The organism is Thiomicrorhabdus sp. Kp2, from assembly GCF_000478585.1.
Classification (GTDB): Bacteria; Pseudomonadota; Gammaproteobacteria; order Thiomicrospirales; family Thiomicrospiraceae; genus Thiomicrorhabdus.
In genome coordinates this window covers 2,498,865-2,516,717 of sequence record NZ_ARWI01000001.1, presented here as the reverse complement: position 1 = coordinate 2,516,717, position 17,853 = coordinate 2,498,865, and the positions used below count along the sequence as shown (strand labels likewise).

The following is a 17,853-nucleotide window of genomic DNA, read 5'->3' as shown; positions in this document are numbered from 1 at the left end:
CTTATTTCTTATCTAGCAATCGTGTTAGTACGTTTAATCTTATTCTGTAACTGAATAATTCCGTATAACAGAGCTTCTGCAGTTGGTGGACAACCTGGAACGTATACATCAACGGGTACAATTCGGTCACACCCTCTTACAACAGAGTACGAGTAGTGGTAGTAACCACCACCATTGGCACATGAACCCATTGAAATTACCCAACGTGGTTCTGCCATCTGATCATATACTTTACGTAAGGCTGGAGCCATTTTGTTTACAAGAGTTCCTGCAACAACCATCACATCAGACTGACGCGGACTAGGTCTAAAAATAATCCCAAAACGGTCTAAATCATAACGTGAAGCACCTGCATGCATCATCTCAACGGCACAACAAGCCAAACCAAACGTCATTGGCCATAACGAACCTGTTCTAGCCCAGTTAATTAATTTATCAGCAGAAGTGGTAACAACCCCTTCTTTTAAAACGCCTTCTACTCCCATTCAAGCGCTCCTTTTTTCCACTCGTAAATAAAACCAACGACTAATAGTGACAAAAACACACCCATTGCTAATAAACCAAATGTGCCCACTTCATCAAGCACAATAGCCCACGGAAATAGGAATGCAATTTCCAAGTCGAAAATAATAAACAAGATTGCTACAAGATAGAAACGTACATCAAACTTCATACGAGCATCTTCAAAAGCTTCAAATCCACACTCATAGGGAGAGTTTTTTTCTGAATCAGGTTTTTGCGGCCCCAATAGGTAACCGATTAAAATAGGGCCAACCCCAAAAAGGGTTCCTAGAACAATAAATACTAGGACTGGAAGATAGTTTTCTAGCATGGGTTTTAGACCTCGTCTAGCGTTTAATTGATTACTGCAACATTGCAGTAATATATAAATATGGTGCCGATGGCCGGAGTCGAACCGGCACAGCTTTCGCCACTACCCCCTCAAGATAGCGTGTCTACCAATTTCACCACATCGGCTAAATGTGTTTATTCAGGTACTACAGGAGCTTTAGTTTCTTCTTCAACCTTAGCTTCAATTGGTGCTTGTGTCACACTTTGATACCCTTTAGCTTGCTGGCTTCCGATATAAGCCAAAACTAAACTTGTAATAAAGAAAATAGTTGCAACGACTGCTGTCATACGAGACAAAAAGGTTGCAGAACCAGAGCTACCGAAAACTGATTGTGATGAACCGCCGCCGCCAAAATTTGCACCAGCATCAGCACCTTTACCATGTTGCACAAGAACAAGTGCAATCAGTATTAATGCAATAATTAAATGTATTGTTAATACAATTCCAAACATGATTAGCCCGCCGCTTTACAAATTGCGATGAAATCATTAGCGTTTAATGAAGCACCGCCAATCAATCCACCATCGATATCCGCTTGTCCAAACAACTCTTTTGCGTTGTCTGGTTTCACACTTCCACCGTATTGAATAATAACTTTTTCAGCAACAACTGGATTTAACCCAGCTAATTTGCCACGAATAAATGCATGCACTTCTTGTGCCTGTGCTGGTGAGGCTGTAACCCCTGTTCCAATCGCCCAAACAGGTTCATAGGCAATGACAATGTCTGTAAAAGCATCAATACCTACAACGGCTAAAACCGCATCAAGCTGAGTAGCAATCACTTGCTGCATCACTCCTGACTCACGTTCATCAAGCGTTTCGCCTACACAAAGAATAGGTGTGACGTTTGCAGATAGAGCGACCTGAACTTTAGTAGCAATTTCAGAATCTGTTTCACCGTAAATTGCACGGCGTTCTGAATGACCTAGAATGACATAAGAACAGTCAAAATCCTTTAACATCTCAGCAGAGATTTCACCTGTAAACGCACCTTGAACTGGCTCTTCTGCCATATTCTGAGCACCAACAGAAATACCATTACCCGCTAGGGTACGGTTAGTATAATCTATATAAATAGCAGGTGGACAAACAGCAACATCAACGTCACCAAGCTCGCTAGCTTGAGCATTCAAACCAGTTACTAAGCTCAAGATGGACGCTTTTGAACCATGCATTTTCCAGTTCCCTGCGACAAATGGCTTTCTCATTACTAATCTCCAACACAAAAGTTTTACAATATTAGCGTTTTCTTTTGTGAAAAACAATATTGCATTTTTATGAAATTTCTGATTTCACTACATTAATTAGCTCATTCGCCAATGATTCAACTAAAGCAGCATCAGCCCCCTCAATCATTACACGAATAAGTGGCTCTGTACCTGATGCGCGAACCAAAACTCGCCCCTCATCCGCAAGACGTTGTTCTGCTTCATTAATTGCGTTTTGCAACCCTATACTCTGCATAATTTTCTGAGCATCATCGACCACTTGATTTTTTAAAACCTGTGGGTAAAAATCGACTTCTGAAGTTAATTCAGACAATGTCTTACCTGAAGACACAATTGCAGACATTATTTGCAATGCCGCCACAATTCCATCACCCGTTGACGTCTTATTTAAGCACAACACATGACCAGAAGGCTCTGCACCGTAATTCCAGTTATTTTCAACCAATTTCTGCATGACGTAGCGATCACCAACTAATGAGCGTTCAAACCTTATACCTTTGGCTTTTAAGGCATTTTCTACACCTAGATTACTCATAACAGTACCGACCACCCCAGGCACATCAAAGTTAGACTGAGTGGCCAAAATGTAAAGAATCAAATCACCATCTACAACTTTGCCACTCGACTCAACCATCATGACTCGATCCCCATCGCCATCAAAAGCGATGCCTAAATCCGCACTTCGTTTAACCACCTCGTCCTGCAAAGCTTCAAGATGGGTTGCACCGCACTTTTGGTTAATATTGATACCATTAGGCTCAGCGCCAATCGTAATAACTTCTGCACCAAGCTCCTCAAACACATGAGGCGCAATATGGTATGTTGCTCCATGTGAACAGTCTAAAACAATTTTAAAACCATCTAATTTCACTGGTGCATAAAAAGTACTTTTACAAAATTCAATATAACGTCCAGCGGCATCTTCAATGCGCCTTGCCTTACCCAACTGTTCAGACGGAACAACTTCAATCTCTTCTTCAAATGCAGCTTCTACAGCAAGTTCTATTTCATCACTAATTTTTTTACCTTGAGATGAAAAAAATTTAATGCCGTTATCGTGATGTGGATTATGAGAAGCACTGATGACAATCCCCGCATCAGCGTGAAAAGTCTGGGTAAGATAAGCAACAGCCGGTGTTGGCATTGGACCAAGCAACCAAACATCAATACCTGCAGCGATAAAACCTGCTTCTAAAGCAGATTCAAACATATAGCCTGATATTCGAGTGTCTTTACCAATCATCACCCGACTCTCTCCACGAGCCTTCATGACTTTACCAGTAGCCCAACCAAGCTTCAGAATTTGGTCTGGGCGAATCATACCTGAACCAACCCTGTTTCGGATACCATCTGTACCGAAGTATTTCTTTTGTACTACACTCATATTCAACACCTATCACTACCCGTCATCAAACTAACTGTGAAATCACCTTAAGAGACTCAACAGTAGAGGCAACGTCATGCACTCTCACCACACTAGCCCCTTTCATTCCAGCGAGTACAGCGGCAGCAACACTACCATGTAAACGCTTCTCTACAGGAGCATTATCTAGCATCTCGCCAATCATCCTCTTACGAGATACTCCAACCAACAGAGGATAATCAAGCTCAATAAAATCTGACAGTTCATTAAACAGCTGCGTATTATGCGCCAAAGTCTTACCAAAGCCAAACCCTGGATCGATGATAATTTTATTTTTTGAAATACCAGCCGCCTCACACGCTTGTGCGCGATCCAGTAAAAAATCTCGAACCTCAATAACAACATCACCATATTCAGGCGCATTTTGCATATCTTCTGGGCAACCTTTTTTATGCATAATACAGACGGTAACATCTGACTCAGCTACGATTTGCATAGCGCCTTCTGACTGTAAAGCATTAACATCATTAACAATGTCAACACCTCTTGAAATAGCCTCAGCCATTACTTCAGTTTTATAAGTATCTATGGAAATAGGTATCTCAAAACGTGATTTAATCCACTCAATAACAGGAATAACTCTTTGCAGTTCAACCTCTAAAGAGACTTTTTCAGCACCAGGCCTGGTAGATTCGCCGCCAATATCAATAATATCAACACCTTCTTCAATCATCTGCAGAACTCTAGACTCGATAATTTGCTGATTAACGTAATTCCCACCATCCGAAAATGAATCAGGAGTCACATTCAATATCCCCATTACAAGAGGCATACCAGGCCTGGTAACATTTACTTTTAATATCTCATCATGCAAATCAAACATACATGTACTTCCAAGTTTAATAGGTTCAAAAAAAAACCCCGAAAAACGGGGTTTTTACACAACGATATAATCCATTAATGAAGTTTTGGCTCACCTTCTGAATCTTTAGCAGATCCATCACCACTTAAATCATCTTTAACCATATCATCTGTTTTATGATTTTCCTCTGTGGAATCATCCGATGCACTCATTGACGAACCAGAATCTTTATCATCAGAATCTCCCCAACCTTTTGGCTCACCAGCTGGACGACCTTCCATAATATTCTTGATTTGCTCTGCGTCAATCGTTTCATACTGCATTAACGCTTCAGTCATCAACTCCAACTCTTTAGAATGCTCAGTTAAGATATCTGTAGCTCTTTTATAGTTTCGATCTATCAGATTACGAATCTCATGATCAATTTCTTTTGAAATTTCACCAGAAACATTGGCATTACGAGAGGTACCCATAAAACCACCCTTATCGTCCTCTTCGTACATTAAAGGCCCTAAGTTATCAGACAATCCCCACTTAGTTACCATATTACGGGCAATAGAGGTGGCGCGCTCAATATCATTACTTGCCCCTGTTGTAACGGCGTCAGGGCCATAAATAATTTCTTCAGCAATACGCCCACCATATAAACTTGACAACTGGCTTTCAAGCTTACGTTTACTGTAACTATAACTATCTTCTTCAGGAAGGTACATGGTAACGCCTAACGCTCTACCACGAGGCATAATACTGACTTTATAAACAGGATCATGCTCTGGAACTATCCAGCCAACAATCGCGTGACCTGCCTCGTGATAAGCCGTCATACGACGCTCTTTCTCACTCATCACCATGCTCTTACGCTCAACACCCATAAGAATTTTGTCTTTGGCTTTTTCAAAGTGTTTTTGTGTAACTAATTTGTCATTATTACGCGCTGCAAATAGAGCGGCTTCATTCACTAGGTTCGCTAAATCCGCACCCGAAAAACCTGGTGTACCACGAGCAATATAAGATGGCTCAACATCGTCTGCCAATGGCACCTTTCGCATATGAACTTTTAAAATTTGCTCACGACCACGAATATCAGGTAAGCCAACCGTTACCTGTCTGTCAAAACGACCTGGACGAAGTAAAGCAGGATCTAAAACATCAGCACGGTTAGTGGCTGCAATGACAATAACCCCTTCATTCCCTTCAAAACCATCCATTTCAACCAACATTTGGTTCAAAGTTTGTTCACGTTCATCATTGCCGCCGCCCATACCTGAACCACGACTACGACCTACCGCATCAATTTCATCTATAAAAATAATACAAGGAGCGTGTGCTTTGGCTTGTTCAAACATGTCACGAACACGTGAGGCACCAACACCAACAAACATTTCTACAAAATCAGAACCCGAAATCGTAAAGAAAGGCACTTTTGCTTCACCAGCAATAGCTTTCGCTAATAAAGTTTTACCTGTACCTGGTGGGCCCACCATCAATACGCCACGCGGAATACTACCACCTAAGTTTTGGTACTTACTTGGATCTCTTAAAAAATCAACAATTTCACCCACTTCTTGTTTGGCTTCATCCGCACCAGCAACATCATCTAGCGTCACTTTGTTTTGATCATCGGTCAGCATTCTTGCCTTACTTTTACCAAATGACATTGGACCACCTTTACCGCCCATACCACCACCGACAGAGCGCATAAAGAAGATCCAGACAGCAATCAACAGAAGCATAGGGAACCAAGAGATAAAGATTTGCATCAAGACACTTTGCTGCTCAGGTGGCTGCGCACTTACCTTAACTTGATTGTCAAGCAAGTCACCCATTAAACCAGGGTCACCTGGATTATAAGTAGTAAAAGCATCACCATTCATATAGACACCACGAATCGTTGCGCCCTCAATTGAGACCTTACTAACTTGCCCTTGATGTACTTGCTCAATAAATTCTGAGTAATCTAGACGACTAGACGAACCTTGGCCTTGCGTACTAAAGTGATTGAATACAGACATTAGCACCATTGCCACTACAGTCCAAATCAGTACGTTTTTTAACATATCATTTTTCATGGTTAACCTTACTTTCTCATTGTCCCATGGTTATTTAACCATAAGGACAATCCTATCAGTTTTTTATAGAATTATTTTAACACATTCTGCCATAAACATATTTTATAGACAATTAAACTTTCTAATAATAACTATGCTTTTTTGCCCCGAGCTAAAAGATAAATCTCTTTACTTCTTGCCCTGGAAGCATCTGGCTTCCTAGTAATAACTTTAGTGTATTTAGACTTCAAGTTATTCATTAACTCGTTATAGCCTTCACCCTGAAAAACCTTCATTAACAAATCTCCATCTTTCTTTAAGACTTGATCAGCCAATTCAACGCAAAGCTCAACAAGATACATCGCTCTAGGAATATCAACCCCTTTATTGCCACTCATATTGGGTGCCATGTCAGACATGACCACATCGACATCACGACCATCAAGTGCATTTAATAAGTTTTCATAAACGTCATCTTCACGAAAGTCACCTTGAATAAAAGTCACACCTGCGAAAGGCTCTACGGGCAAAATATCTAAAGCAAATACTTCACCTTTTACGCCAATTTTATGCGTTGTCCATTGAGACCACCCGCCAGGAGCCGCACCTAAATCAACAACACACATACCTGGTTTAAACAGTCTATCTTTATCATCAATCTCTTGAAGCTTATAAACAGCACGTGAGCGCCAACCTTCTTGCTTTGCTTTTAACACATAAGGGTCGTCAAAATGCTCTTTTAACCAACCTGCACTCGATTTACTTCTCGCCATAATGAGATTTCAACTACAATATATCTAAATTTAAATTATTAATAATGACTTCAATTGGAAAATTCAATGAGCCAACCTGAAAAACTAACAACAAACCAAAAGAAATTTTTGCGTGGAATTGCTCACAACATCAATCCGATGATTATTATCGGAGCAAACGGTGTAACCGAAAGTTTGATGAAAGAGCTTGAGAGCACACTAGAGCACCACGAGATTCTTAAAATCAAAATGGCCTCTGCAGACAGAGATGATAGAAAACAAATTATAGACTATATCCTAGAACAAACAGGTGCATTACTAGTGCAATCCATTGGTAAAATCTGCGTTATCTATCGCCAGAGTGAAGACACAGAGTTACCACTTCCTCGCTAATTTTGATTAAGCTTGCTGACTTAACCAGCAAGCTTTTACTTCAAACTAAGTGCAACAATCCTTTTTGCAAATCTTTCTTTATATCCTCAATCGACTCCAACCCAACCGAGATACGGATTAGATTATCGGTAATCCCTGCTTTTAATCTTGCTTCTGGTTCAATTCGACTATGTGTTGTAGTGGCTGGATGTGTAATACTGGTTTTTACATCACCTAAATTAGCAGTTATTGACAACATTTCAGTACTATCAATTACCTTCCAAGCCTCAGCCTGTGAACCCTTAACTTTAAAACTGACCAGGCCTCCACCCGCCTTTTGCTGTTTGTTTGCTAGCGCAAATTGTGGATGCGACTCTAATCCTGGATAATAAACTTGTTCGACGGCTGGATGTTCTGCTAGCCAAATTGCCAACTGTTCAGCATTTTCGCAATGCGCTTTCATTCTTACTGGTAGAGTTTCCAACCCTTTTAAAAATACCCAAGCATTGAAAGGACTCATCGTTGGACCAGCGGTACGCATAAAACCACGGACATGCTCTTCAATTAAATCTTCACTCCCAACCACAGCCCCGCCAATACCACGACCTTGTCCATCAATAAACTTGGTGGCGGAGTGAATGACAATATCTGCACCCTGCTCTAGCGGTTTTTGTAGTACAGGTGTGCAGAAGCAATTATCCACAATCAACAAACAATCATTTTTCTTAGCCAGCACGCTTAATGCGCCTAAATCCGCTACTTCCGTTAATGGATTTGAAGGTGTTTCTAAAAACAGAGCTTTGGTATTAGGCTGAACAGCGACCTTCCATTCTGCTAGCTCTGTTTGAGATACAAAACTTACCTCAACCCCAAACTTAGCTAAATATTTTGTGAATAGCACTTTGGTTGTACCAAAAATACTTTGAGATGAAACGATATGGTCGCCAGATTTTAGCAATCCCATAAAAGTCGATAAGATAGCAGACATACCAGATGCTGTACCAACACAAGCCTCACCGCCTTCCATAGCTGCCAAACGGTTTTCAAAAGCTCTTACGGTTGGATTAGTAAAACGAGAGTAAACATTTCCCTTCTCTTCACCACTAAACCTCGCAGCAGCTTGCGCTGCCGATTTATAACGAAAGCTAGAAGTCGGGAAAATAGCCTCACTATTCTCCTGTTCAGCGGTCTGCTGATAACCTGTTCTGATCGCTAAGGTTTCAATATCAAATTCATTCATGAATATTTATCAACCTTAATTACCATTATACAAGCCAACAGTTTCCTGCCCTGGCGCTTGCTTTGTTGACTGCGCTGTATCATTTCGGCTCGTATCCAAAGACGCTAAATATTCTGGTGTTATATCACCCGTAATATATTCGCCACTGAAACAAGAGGTATCAAATTTAGGAATGTTTTCATTCCCTACAGCAACGGCATCAATTAAATCTTCTAAGTCCTGGTAGATTAATTTATCTGCGCCGATAAACTCCGCAATCTCTTCGGTTGTTCTACCATTAGCAACCAGCTCAGAAGCTGACGGCATATCAATACCGTAAACATAAGGGTATCGTACGGCTGGTGCGGCTGAAGCAAAATACACTTTTTTTGCTCCTGCTTCTCGAGCCATCTCTACGATTTGCCCCGATGTTGTTCCACGCACAATAGAGTCATCGACCAACAAGACATTTTTCCCTTCAAACTCTAAATCAATTGGGTTTAGTTTTTGACGTACTGATTTTTTACGTAACTGCTGACCAGGCATAATAAAAGTGCGCCCAATATAACGGTTTTTCATTAAACCTTCTCTATATGGGATATCGAGTGTTGAAGCCAACTCTAATGCCGAAGTACGACTGGTATCTGGAATAGGCATGACCACATCAATATCATGGTCTGGCCATTCACGTAGGATTTTTTCAGCCAATTTCTCACCCATTCTTAGGCGAGATTTATAAACAGAAATATCATCCATCATAGAGTCTGGACGTGCAAAATAAACATATTCAAAAATACACGGTGAGTATTGAGGGTTTTCAGCACACTGCTGGTAGTAAATATCACCTTGTTCTGTAATAACAACCGCTTCACCTGGTGCTAAATCTTTTTCTAAGGTAAAGCCTAAACCACCTAACGCAACCGATTCTGAAGCAATCATGTAATCGGTGCCGTTGTCGGTAACACGCTTACCAACCACAATAGGACGTAATGCAAAAGGATCACGAAAACCCACAACACCAATCGTAGAGATAATTCCTACTGCTGCATAACCACCTTTAACACGTTTATGTACACCACGAACCGCATTAAAGACATCTTCTTGATCAATGAATAACTTTTTATGTTGCATTAACTCATGGGCAAAAACGTTTAGTAATACCTCAGAATCAGAGTTTGTATTCAGGTGACGAAGGTCTGTACGGTAAATTTCTTCAGCAACTTCATCCGCATTAGTAAGGTTACCGTTATGGCCCATTGCGATACCGTATGGTGAGTTTACATAAAATGGCTGAGCTTCCGCACTTGAAGATGAGCCCGCCGTTGGATAACGAACATGCCCAATACCCATATTACCGTGCAGATCACGCATGTGTCTGGTTCGGAAAACATCTTTAACCATACCGTTATCTTTACGCTGGTAAAAACGCCCACCTTTACAAGTAACAATACCAGCGGCATCCTGGCCACGATGTTGCAAAATAGTCAGAGAATCATAAATCTCCTGATTAACATTACTTCCAGAACCCGATACAATTCCAATAATACCGCACATCTTCGTACACTCTCTTACTTACTAAATAGCTTTGATTAACCATGAATACATGGGTGACCCAGTACAGGCCTTAAGGTAATTGCACAACCTCACCATTGGTATGCAACATTTTATCTAATTTCGCCTTATCTTTGTCAGCTTTAGCCTTAGAAAGATAAGGACCCGTTCTTACAGAATAGACTTTAGTCTTTTCATAAAATTTAATATAAACATCATACTCAGTATCTAACTGACCCAACAAATCATTCGCTTCATGAATCTCTTTAAAAGCCAAAAGCCTAACAATCCACTGCCCTTTGTACTTTTCATTAGAATCGATTTCATCTGATTTATTAATTAACTTCTGAAGTTTGGTTGTTGCAACCACGTTTTTTGGGGTTGGTTGTTCTATATTTCTGCTGACTTGCTCTTGTTGTATTTGTGCATGTGATTGCTGGCCATTGGTAAGTGGTTTATCAGAATTTTCTGGTAAACGATAGGCATGCTCAACAATAGGTAGTGTACTTTTATCTTCAACGACTGTAGTGCCTTCGGGAACAAAATTAACTGGGTGGCTATACCATTGAGGTACAATCAAAACCAATAACCCCAGCCAAATTGATGCGCCAATTAATCGATATTTACTGATTAAATCCATGAAACTATTTTTTACCCTTTATCTTCTTCACTGGCTATTAATTGATGTTAAGGCTTGGGCTACCGTAAAAAAAGACCCCCAAACGAGTACATGTTTATTTTTCAATTCTTTAACAGCTTGAACCGCTACATTAATCGACTCATACTCGTAAACATCATCTTTATCCACACCAGCGTTCAACAAAGTTTGTTTCAAGGCTCCCACATCAGTTGATCTAGGGATCGCCAAGTCCGCAATAACCCACTTCTTTACCCAAGGCGCAATCACTTTAACCATTGGTAACATATCTTTATCACGTAAAGCTGAAAATACAGCAACCCGATCAGAAGAACACAGATCTTGGGTAGCTAAGTATTCAGCAAGCACCTCTGCCGATTGAGGATTATGGGCCACATCAATTAACCAGGCCTGGTGATTCAATTGCAAGCGTTCTAATCGGCCTGGATGCTTAACCTTAAGCAACCCCTGATTAATGGCCTCAACCTTAACAGGAAGTTTTGATTTAATCTTTAAAATTAAAGCAACAACCCCTGATGCATTCTGAAGCTGAAACGCTCCTTGTAATGAAGGCTTGGCTATTGTTATGGACTCTGGCTCTCCTCGCAGGCTTTGAAACAACCAGGCCTGGTTGTTTATTGGCGCTGACGTGTAAATAAAATCCTTACCGAGAACCGAGAAATCAACTTGCAAATGCTCCGCAAAGTCTAATAAGCTCGCGGGAGGATTTGAATCAGAACAAACGGAGATTTGCTCTTTGCGCATCACCCCCGCTTTCTCTAACGCAATCAGATTTCTATCATCCCCTAACCAATCAATATGATCGACATCAATAGCCGTAATTAAGCTCGCATCCGCATCCACAATATTAACTGCATCTAAACGCCCACCTAGTCCCACTTCTAATACAACGACATCTAATTCAGATTGCTTAAAGATACTTAATGCCGAAAGAGTCGAAAATTCAAAATAAGTTAACTTAGTCGTTTTTCGCTGATTCTCAATTGAATCAAATGCCTCAATAATTAACTGGTCATTAACTGGTTTACCATTGATTTGGATGCGTTCATTGAACGCTAATATATGTGGGGAAGTATAGGTACCAATCCGATAACCCGCTTCTATTAAGATGGCAGACAACATCGCCACACTTGAACCCTTGCCATTTGTACCCGCAACGGTAATCACAAAAGGAGCAGGCCTGGTAACTTGCATCTGATTAGCCACTAAACGTATACGCTCTAGCCCTAAATCAATTTCATCTGCATGAAGATGCAGTAACCAGTCTATCCACTGAGAGAGTGTTGACTGGTTATTTGGCGTTATCATCGGTTAATCAAGCTTCACTGGTTATTTAGGTTTTAATGTCTTTTAGGCCGGCTTGTTTTGTAACATCTTGCAAATATCAGCAAGCTCATTTCTGAGTTCATGGCGATGAATAATTCGATCAATTGCGCCATGCTCTAATAAGAACTCACTTCGCTGAAAGCCTTCAGGTAGTTTCTCGCGAACAGTTTGTTCTATAACGCGTGGACCTGCAAAACCAATTAAGGCTTTAGGTTCCGCTACATTCAAATCACCAAGCATCGCAAAACTCGCTGAAACCCCACCCATAGTAGGATCAGTTAAAACAGAAATAAACGGTAACCCTTGCGCTCTTAAACGCCCTAAAGCAGCACTGGTTTTTGCCATTTGCATTAACGAGAATAACGCTTCTTGCATACGCGCCCCACCACTGGCTGAAAATACAATGAACGGCGTTTTATGTTCAATCGCCTCATTGACAGCACGAACAAACTTCTCACCAACAACAGAACCCATTGAGCCGCCCATAAATTTAAACTCAAACGCACCAACCATAACAGGTAGGTCATTTATGGTTCCCGAACCAGTAATAAAAGAGTCTTTTTCACCTGTTGCTTTTTGTGCTGCCGCAATACGGTCTTTGTATTTTTTTAAGTCTCTAAATTTCAAAGCATCTACGGGAGAAACATTCACTGCCGTTTCAACAAAACTGCCTTCATCTAAAAAAGTCTCTAAACGTTGACGACCACCTAAACGCATATGATGATCACACTTAGGGCAAACTTCCTGGTTGCGTGTTACTTCAGAGCGGTACAAAGTACTTTCACACTTAGGACATTTTGTCCAAAGCCCTTCTGGAACAGATTTTTTACGCTCTGTTACTTGTTTAATACTTGGTAAAATTTTCTCAAACCAGTTCATATTTTCTCCTGCTGAAAAGCCATCTAATTGCGTTTCAATTTACATTCTTTATTGGTTTTATTTATTTTCGTCAGCGCGATCTATCGCATCACGGAATTCAGTCATCTTTTCGCCAATAGCTAAATGAATATCATAAAGTCCTTTAGACTCATTTGCCTCAATTAAAGTCACTAAAGAAGAACCTACAATTACAGCATCGCCCAATTTAGCCATTTCATAAGCCGTTTGACCATCTTTAATGCCAAAACCGATGCCTATTGGATGAGTGATTTGTGTTTTTAATCGTTCAAGTTGTTTCGCTACATCGACAACATCCAACTCTTTTGAGCCTGTTACGCCTTTTAGAGAGACATAATAAACAAACCCACTTCCTTTTTCATTAACCGCTTGTAAACGACTTTCAGGAGTAGTAGGCGAAACTAAGAAAACGCGATCTAAACCTTTAGATTCAAGCGCTTCTTTATACCCCATTGACTCTTCAGGAGGCATATCCACGGTTAATACCGCATCAACACCAACTGAACTGGCCGCATTAGCAAAAGATTCATAACCTTCTGCTTCTATTGGGTTTAAATATCCCATTAAGACAACAGGAGTTTTTTCATCTTTTTCACGGAAGACGCGTACAAACTCTAAAACATCGTCCAAACTCACATTGTGTTTTAAAGCACGCTCTACCGCCTTTTGAATGACTGGACCATCAGCCATTGGGTCTGAGAAAGGCACGCCTAATTCGATGATATTGGCACCCTTTTCTACTAAAAGATGCATTAAATCTATCGTGGCATTGGGTTCTGGATCACCCGCTGTGATATAAGGAATTAAAGCGGTTTTACCGTTTGCTTTTAAGTCTGCTAGCGTTTTTTGTATTCTACTCATGATATTTCTCTTATTGAGCGCTTTGCACAAAGGTGGATACTCAAGCAAAGCTCTCTTACAACAAAGTCTTGTTGCTATTTTTAAAACTCATAGCCTTCAATTTGGGCGATGGTATTCATATCTTTATCACCACGACCAGACAGGTTAATAATAATCGTCTGATCAGAGCTCATAGTTGGGGCAAGTTTAGTTGCATAAGCCAATGCATGTGCCGATTCTAAAGCTGGAATAATGCCTTCAAAACGTGTTAAATCTCTAAAACCTTGCAACGCTTCTTCATCGTCAATGGCAACATAATTTACACGACCAATGTCTTTTAACCAAGAGTGCTCAGGCCCAACACCAGGGTAATCCAGCCCTGCTGAAATTGAGTGTGTACCTAAAATTTGTCCATTTTTATCTTGCATTAAGTAAGTACGGTTACCATGTAAAACACCAGGGGTTCCCTTACATAATGGCGCGGCATGTTCTCCCGTCTCCAAACCATGACCAGCGGGTTCAACACCATAAATTTTCACTGAATCATCCGCTAAAAACTTATGAAACAAACCAATAGCATTAGAACCACCACCGACACAAGCAATAAGCGCATCTGGTAACTTACCCTCTTTTTCAAGAATTTGTTCACGCGCTTCTTGCCCAATAATCGCTTGAAAATCTCTTACCATGGCTGGGTAAGGGTGTGGCCCAGCTACCGTACCAATAATATAGAAAGTATCATCTACATTGGTTACCCAGTCACGCATAGCTTCATTTAAAGCATCTTTTAAAGTGCGAGAACCTGATTCAACGGCAACAACGGTTGCGCCCAGCATTTTCATACGCATGACGTTTGGGGCTTGACGAACTACATCATCCGCCCCCATATAAACCACACACTCTAACCCTAAACGGGCAGCAACCGTTGCACTGGCAACACCATGCTGGCCAGCACCTGTCTCGGCAATAATACGCGTTTTCCCTAAACGTTTAGCGAGTAAAGCCTGACCAATGGTATTATTTACCTTATGAGCACCTGTATGGTTTAAGTCTTCACGTTTTAAATAGATTTTTGCGCCACCTAATTCTTTAGACCATCGCTCTGCATAATAAAGAGGGGTTGGACGCCCCACGTAATCTCTTAAATCATTAGCAATCTCATCTAAAAAATCAGGGTTGTTTTTGACACTTTCATATTCCTGATTCAACTGTTCAAGCGCTGCCATCAGGGTTTCTGGTGCAAAAATCCCACCGTAAGGCCCAAAGTGACCATGCTTATCTGGAAATTTTGAAAAATCTATTGTCATTAAACTGTACTCATTACTTGTTGCATAAATTGCTTAATTTTTTCTGGTGATTTAATGCCTTTTGAAGCTTCAACACCACCGCTAACATCGACCGCCCAAGGAGACGCTGTCTGAATTGCTTGCTTAACATTTGAAGAGGTCAAGCCTCCAGCTAGAATGATTGGTAAGTCAAACTCTTTTGGAATCCACTCCCAATTAAACTTTTCACCCGTACCTCCTGGCACTCCTGCTACGTAAGCATCGAGCAACATCCCTCTACACTCTTTAAACTCAAGAGCTAAAGCGTGTAGGTCGGTCGACTTCTGCATACGCACCGCCTTAATATAGGGCTTAGCAAACTGCGCACAAAACTCAGCGCTTTCATCACCGTGAAACTGAATTAAATCAATGGAAACGGCATCCAAAACTTGCTTAACATAATTCGCTTCTGGGTTAACAAACAGCGCTGTCTTAGTAACAAAGGCTGGAATGGATTGCGCAATTTTCGCAGCTTGAGTTAACTCAACATGCCTAGGGCTAGGCTCATAAAAAACCAAACCAATTGCATCCGCTCCAGCATTCACTGCCAAGATTGCATCATTAACAGAAGTCAGACCGCAAATTTTAACACGTGTTCTTAAAGGCATTTAATTCCGCTCTTGAGTTTCTCGTCATACATCACAATTACAAACAACTTACTGCCACAACACTTCATCTACAACCACTTGAGGTATGTGTAATGCTGGCGGATATATTGCATTTACAAAAAACAAGCCACTCGCGGGTGCGGTGGCGGCTGCAAGTGTTCGGTCTTTTACCTGTAACAACTCCGCCACCCAACTAACTGGTTGATGCTTCTTACCAACTTCAACTAAAGTGCCCGTTATATTTCTTACCATATGATGCAAAAAAGCATTGGCTTGAATATCAATAAAAACCATATCACCTTTACGCGAAACGTTGATTGATTGAAGTTCACGCATCGCATGGCTCGCTTGGCAAGCCGAAGCTCTGAAAGAACTAAAATCATTCTCACCCAATAAGCTTTGTGCCGCCTCATTCATTAAGGTTTCATCTAACTTATAAGGCTCCCAAGTCACTCGACCATTCAATACTGCTGAGTGTACTTCTCTGTTATAAATAACATATCGATACTGTCTCGCAACGGCCGAAAAACGTGCGTGAAAATCATCAGTCACTTCCTTTGCCCAACGAATACGAATATCCCCTGGCAACTGAGTGTTAACACCTTGCACCCAGGCTTTATTAGGTCGAATAACATGGGTTTCAAAATGCACTATCTGACCAATTGAATGCACACCAGTATCCGTTCTGCCAGCACAATGCACATCAACCTTATGTGCAGCAATACTCGCTAATGCCGTTTCAACCTGTTCTTGAACAGAGGCACAGTGACTCTGTCTCTGCCAGCCACAATAATTTGTGCCGATATATTCAACACAAAGGGCAACTTTCTTCACGAAACTAAATGTAATCTTTAATCAGAACTTCAGCAATCTGCACCGTATTGGTTGCGGCACCTTTACGAACATTATCTGCAACGACCCAAAGATTCAAACCGTTTGGAATCGTGATATCTTCTCGAATACGACCAACATACACTGGATTTGTATTAGCGGCATCACTCACCGCTGTTGGGTAGCCACCATCAACATGTTCATCAATTAAAACAATACCATCCGCCTTTGCAAACAGAGCTTTCGCTTGTTCAGCAGTCATTTTTTCTTTTGTTTCAATGTGCACAGCTTCACTATGGCCAAAGAAAACGGGCACACGCACCGCTGTAGGGTTAACCAAGATAGAGTCATCTCCCATAATTTTCTTTGTTTCCCACACCATTTTCATCTCTTCTTTGGTGTAACCATTCTCCATAAACACATCAATTTGAGGAATACAGTTAAAAGCAATCTGTTTTGGGTAAACCTTAGTTTCTACGGGTTTCATATTGAGTAAATTAGCGGTTTGTTTCGCCAACTCTTCAATAGCTTCTTTACCTGTACCTGAAACAGCTTGATACGTTGCTACGTTAACACGACTTATCCCTACCGCATCATAAATGGGCTTTAACGCAACTAACATTTGAATCGTTGAGCAGTTAGGATTAGCAATAATGCCACGATTCTTATAACCTACAATCGCTTCAGGATTTACTTCAGGAACCACTAATGGAATATCATCGTCGTAACGGAATTCAGAGGTATTGTCGATAACGATACAACCTGCCTCAGCCGCTTTGGGCGCATAAATTTTAGAGACACTTGCACCTGGAGAGAATAGGCCAATTTGTGCCTTTGAAAAATCAAAGGTTTCTAAATCTAACACTTCAATCCAGGCGCCATTAAATTCAATTTTTTTACCTGCCGAACGACTACTGGCTAATGGGTATAACGTTCCAACTGGGAAATTACGTTCTTCAAGTACTTTTAAAATGGTTTCACCAACGGCACCTGTAGCACCAACCACTGCAACATCGTATAACTTTGTCATATCTCATCCTTCACAACATTAAGACTTTACTTAACGCGACACTTAATTATTTAAAATTCTTTGTATTGATTACCGTTAAAAAACAGA

Annotated in this window: 19 protein-coding genes and 1 tRNA gene; 1 reads left to right on the top strand and 19 read right to left on the bottom strand. The window is 40.9% G+C overall.

What is annotated here, in order from left to right; translation table 11 throughout:
* Nucleotides 1-8 precede the first annotated feature (8 nt).
* From A379_RS11360 to rlmE, 9 genes are all read right to left on the bottom strand, one after another.
* Nucleotides 9-485, bottom strand: a complete 477-nt coding sequence (locus A379_RS11360; RefSeq protein ID WP_040728184.1) for an NADH-quinone oxidoreductase subunit B family protein — start codon at nt 483-485, stop codon at nt 9-11.
* Nucleotides 476-832 carry an NADH-quinone oxidoreductase subunit A gene (locus tag A379_RS11355; RefSeq protein ID WP_040728182.1) on the bottom strand — a complete coding sequence of 119 codons (357 nt, stop codon included), beginning with the start codon at nt 830-832 and terminating at the stop codon, nt 476-478. Before A379_RS11355 ends, A379_RS11360 begins: the two co-directional genes overlap by 10 nt.
* A 61-nt stretch (nt 833-893) precedes the next feature.
* A tRNA-Leu gene (locus tag A379_RS11350) sits at nt 894-978 on the bottom strand.
* A 9-nt stretch (nt 979-987) separates the two neighbouring features.
* Nucleotides 988-1,305, bottom strand: a complete 318-nt coding sequence (secG, locus tag A379_RS11345) for a preprotein translocase subunit SecG (protein ID WP_040728181.1) — start codon at nt 1,303-1,305, stop codon at nt 988-990.
* A gap of 2 nt (nt 1,306-1,307) precedes the next feature.
* Nucleotides 1,308-2,063 carry a triose-phosphate isomerase gene (gene tpiA / locus A379_RS11340; RefSeq protein ID WP_040728180.1) on the bottom strand — a complete coding sequence of 252 codons (756 nt, stop codon included), beginning with the start codon at nt 2,061-2,063 and terminating at the stop codon, nt 1,308-1,310.
* 67 nt (nt 2,064-2,130) lie between these two features.
* A complete protein-coding gene (gene glmM / locus A379_RS11335) occupies nt 2,131-3,468 on the bottom strand; it encodes a phosphoglucosamine mutase (protein ID WP_040728178.1) in 1,338 nt (445 codons plus the stop codon).
* Between the two features lie 25 nt (nt 3,469-3,493).
* Nucleotides 3,494-4,330, bottom strand: coding sequence for a dihydropteroate synthase (folP, locus tag A379_RS11330; RefSeq protein ID WP_040728177.1), 837 nt, complete (start codon nt 4,328-4,330; stop codon nt 3,494-3,496).
* A 74-nt stretch (nt 4,331-4,404) separates the two neighbouring features.
* On the bottom strand, nt 4,405-6,378 hold the full coding sequence (ftsH, locus tag A379_RS11325) for an ATP-dependent zinc metalloprotease FtsH (RefSeq protein ID WP_040728175.1): 1,974 nt from the start codon (nt 6,376-6,378) through the stop codon (nt 4,405-4,407).
* A gap of 131 nt (nt 6,379-6,509) precedes the next feature.
* Nucleotides 6,510-7,130, bottom strand: a complete 621-nt coding sequence (gene rlmE, locus A379_RS11320; protein ID WP_040728174.1) for a 23S rRNA (uridine(2552)-2'-O)-methyltransferase RlmE — start codon at nt 7,128-7,130, stop codon at nt 6,510-6,512.
* A gap of 66 nt (nt 7,131-7,196) precedes the next feature.
* Here rlmE and yhbY point away from each other — a divergent pair, with 66 nt between their 5' ends.
* Complete coding sequence (yhbY, locus tag A379_RS11315; RefSeq protein WP_040728173.1) at nt 7,197-7,502, top strand: ribosome assembly RNA-binding protein YhbY; 306 nt, start codon at nt 7,197-7,199, stop codon at nt 7,500-7,502.
* Nucleotides 7,503-7,542: 40 nt separating this feature from the next.
* On the opposite strand, the gene A379_RS11310 is transcribed toward yhbY, so the two are convergent.
* The 10 genes from A379_RS11310 to A379_RS11265 form a co-directional block, all read right to left on the bottom strand.
* The gene (locus A379_RS11310) at nt 7,543-8,721 is read right to left on the bottom strand and encodes an O-succinylhomoserine sulfhydrylase (protein WP_040728171.1); all 1,179 of its coding nucleotides are present in this window, start codon (nt 8,719-8,721) and stop codon (nt 7,543-7,545) included.
* Between the two features lie 15 nt (nt 8,722-8,736).
* Entirely contained in the window at nt 8,737-10,254 is a 1,518-nt protein-coding gene (gene purF / locus A379_RS11305) for an amidophosphoribosyltransferase (RefSeq protein ID WP_040728170.1), read from the bottom strand.
* A 70-nt stretch (nt 10,255-10,324) separates the two neighbouring features.
* A complete protein-coding gene (locus tag A379_RS11300; RefSeq protein ID WP_040728169.1) occupies nt 10,325-10,891 on the bottom strand; it encodes an SPOR domain-containing protein in 567 nt (188 codons plus the stop codon).
* Nucleotides 10,892-10,918: 27 nt separating this feature from the next.
* Complete coding sequence (locus A379_RS11295; protein WP_040728167.1) at nt 10,919-12,217, bottom strand: folylpolyglutamate synthase/dihydrofolate synthase family protein; 1,299 nt, start codon at nt 12,215-12,217, stop codon at nt 10,919-10,921.
* Nucleotides 12,218-12,259: 42 nt separating this feature from the next.
* Complete coding sequence (accD, locus tag A379_RS11290) at nt 12,260-13,114, bottom strand: acetyl-CoA carboxylase, carboxyltransferase subunit beta (RefSeq protein WP_040728166.1); 855 nt, start codon at nt 13,112-13,114, stop codon at nt 12,260-12,262.
* Nucleotides 13,115-13,171: 57 nt separating this feature from the next.
* Nucleotides 13,172-13,993 carry a tryptophan synthase subunit alpha gene (gene trpA / locus A379_RS11285; protein ID WP_040728164.1) on the bottom strand — a complete coding sequence of 274 codons (822 nt, stop codon included), beginning with the start codon at nt 13,991-13,993 and terminating at the stop codon, nt 13,172-13,174.
* A gap of 80 nt (nt 13,994-14,073) precedes the next feature.
* Nucleotides 14,074-15,279 (bottom strand): tryptophan synthase subunit beta, encoded by a 1,206-nt coding sequence (gene trpB, locus A379_RS11280; RefSeq protein ID WP_040728162.1) that lies wholly within the window; start codon nt 15,277-15,279, stop codon nt 14,074-14,076.
* The gene (locus A379_RS11275; protein WP_040728161.1) at nt 15,279-15,905 is read right to left on the bottom strand and encodes a phosphoribosylanthranilate isomerase; all 627 of its coding nucleotides are present in this window, start codon (nt 15,903-15,905) and stop codon (nt 15,279-15,281) included. The genes trpB and A379_RS11275 overlap by 1 nt, the downstream gene beginning before the upstream one ends.
* A gap of 48 nt (nt 15,906-15,953) precedes the next feature.
* Nucleotides 15,954-16,739: a tRNA pseudouridine(38-40) synthase TruA gene (gene truA, locus A379_RS11270; protein WP_081696410.1), complete on the bottom strand. Its 786-nt coding sequence runs from the start codon at nt 16,737-16,739 to the stop codon at nt 15,954-15,956.
* Nucleotides 16,740-16,743: 4 nt separating this feature from the next.
* A complete protein-coding gene (locus A379_RS11265; protein WP_040728159.1) occupies nt 16,744-17,766 on the bottom strand; it encodes an aspartate-semialdehyde dehydrogenase in 1,023 nt (340 codons plus the stop codon).
* Between the last annotated feature and the right edge of the window lie 87 nt (nt 17,767-17,853).

Bases quoted from the DNA above. Each gene is read 5' to 3' on its own strand.
- A379_RS11265 (WP_040728159.1), bottom strand. From the start codon at position 17,766: ATGACAAAGTTATACGATGTTGCAGTGGTTGGTGCTACAGGTGCCGTT.
- A379_RS11355 (WP_040728182.1), bottom strand. From the start codon at position 832: ATGCTAGAAAACTATCTTCCAGTCCTAGTATTTATTGTTCTAGGAACC.
- A379_RS11310 (WP_040728171.1), bottom strand. From the start codon at position 8,721: ATGAATGAATTTGATATTGAAACCTTAGCGATCAGAACAGGTTATCAG.
- trpB (WP_040728162.1), bottom strand. From the start codon at position 15,279: ATGACAATAGATTTTTCAAAATTTCCAGATAAGCATGGTCACTTTGGG.
- secG (WP_040728181.1), bottom strand. From the start codon at position 1,305: ATGTTTGGAATTGTATTAACAATACATTTAATTATTGCATTAATACTG.
- accD (WP_040728166.1), bottom strand. From the start codon at position 13,114: ATGAACTGGTTTGAGAAAATTTTACCAAGTATTAAACAAGTAACAGAG.
- glmM (WP_040728178.1), bottom strand. From the start codon at position 3,468: ATGAGTGTAGTACAAAAGAAATACTTCGGTACAGATGGTATCCGAAAC.
- trpA (WP_040728164.1), bottom strand. From the start codon at position 13,993: ATGAGTAGAATACAAAAAACGCTAGCAGACTTAAAAGCAAACGGTAAA.
- A379_RS11300 (WP_040728169.1), bottom strand. From the start codon at position 10,891: ATGGATTTAATCAGTAAATATCGATTAATTGGCGCATCAATTTGGCTG.
- A379_RS11360 (WP_040728184.1), bottom strand. From the start codon at position 485: ATGGGAGTAGAAGGCGTTTTAAAAGAAGGGGTTGTTACCACTTCTGCT.
- yhbY (WP_040728173.1), top strand. From the start codon at position 7,197: ATGAGCCAACCTGAAAAACTAACAACAAACCAAAAGAAATTTTTGCGT.
- ftsH (WP_040728175.1), bottom strand. From the start codon at position 6,378: ATGAAAAATGATATGTTAAAAAACGTACTGATTTGGACTGTAGTGGCA.
- tpiA (WP_040728180.1), bottom strand. From the start codon at position 2,063: ATGAGAAAGCCATTTGTCGCAGGGAACTGGAAAATGCATGGTTCAAAA.
- A379_RS11275 (WP_040728161.1), bottom strand. From the start codon at position 15,905: ATGCCTTTAAGAACACGTGTTAAAATTTGCGGTCTGACTTCTGTTAAT.
- A379_RS11295 (WP_040728167.1), bottom strand. From the start codon at position 12,217: ATGATAACGCCAAATAACCAGTCAACACTCTCTCAGTGGATAGACTGG.
- rlmE (WP_040728174.1), bottom strand. From the start codon at position 7,130: ATGGCGAGAAGTAAATCGAGTGCAGGTTGGTTAAAAGAGCATTTTGAC.
- folP (WP_040728177.1), bottom strand. From the start codon at position 4,330: ATGTTTGATTTGCATGATGAGATATTAAAAGTAAATGTTACCAGGCCT.
- purF (WP_040728170.1), bottom strand. From the start codon at position 10,254: ATGTGCGGTATTATTGGAATTGTATCGGGTTCTGGAAGTAATGTTAAT.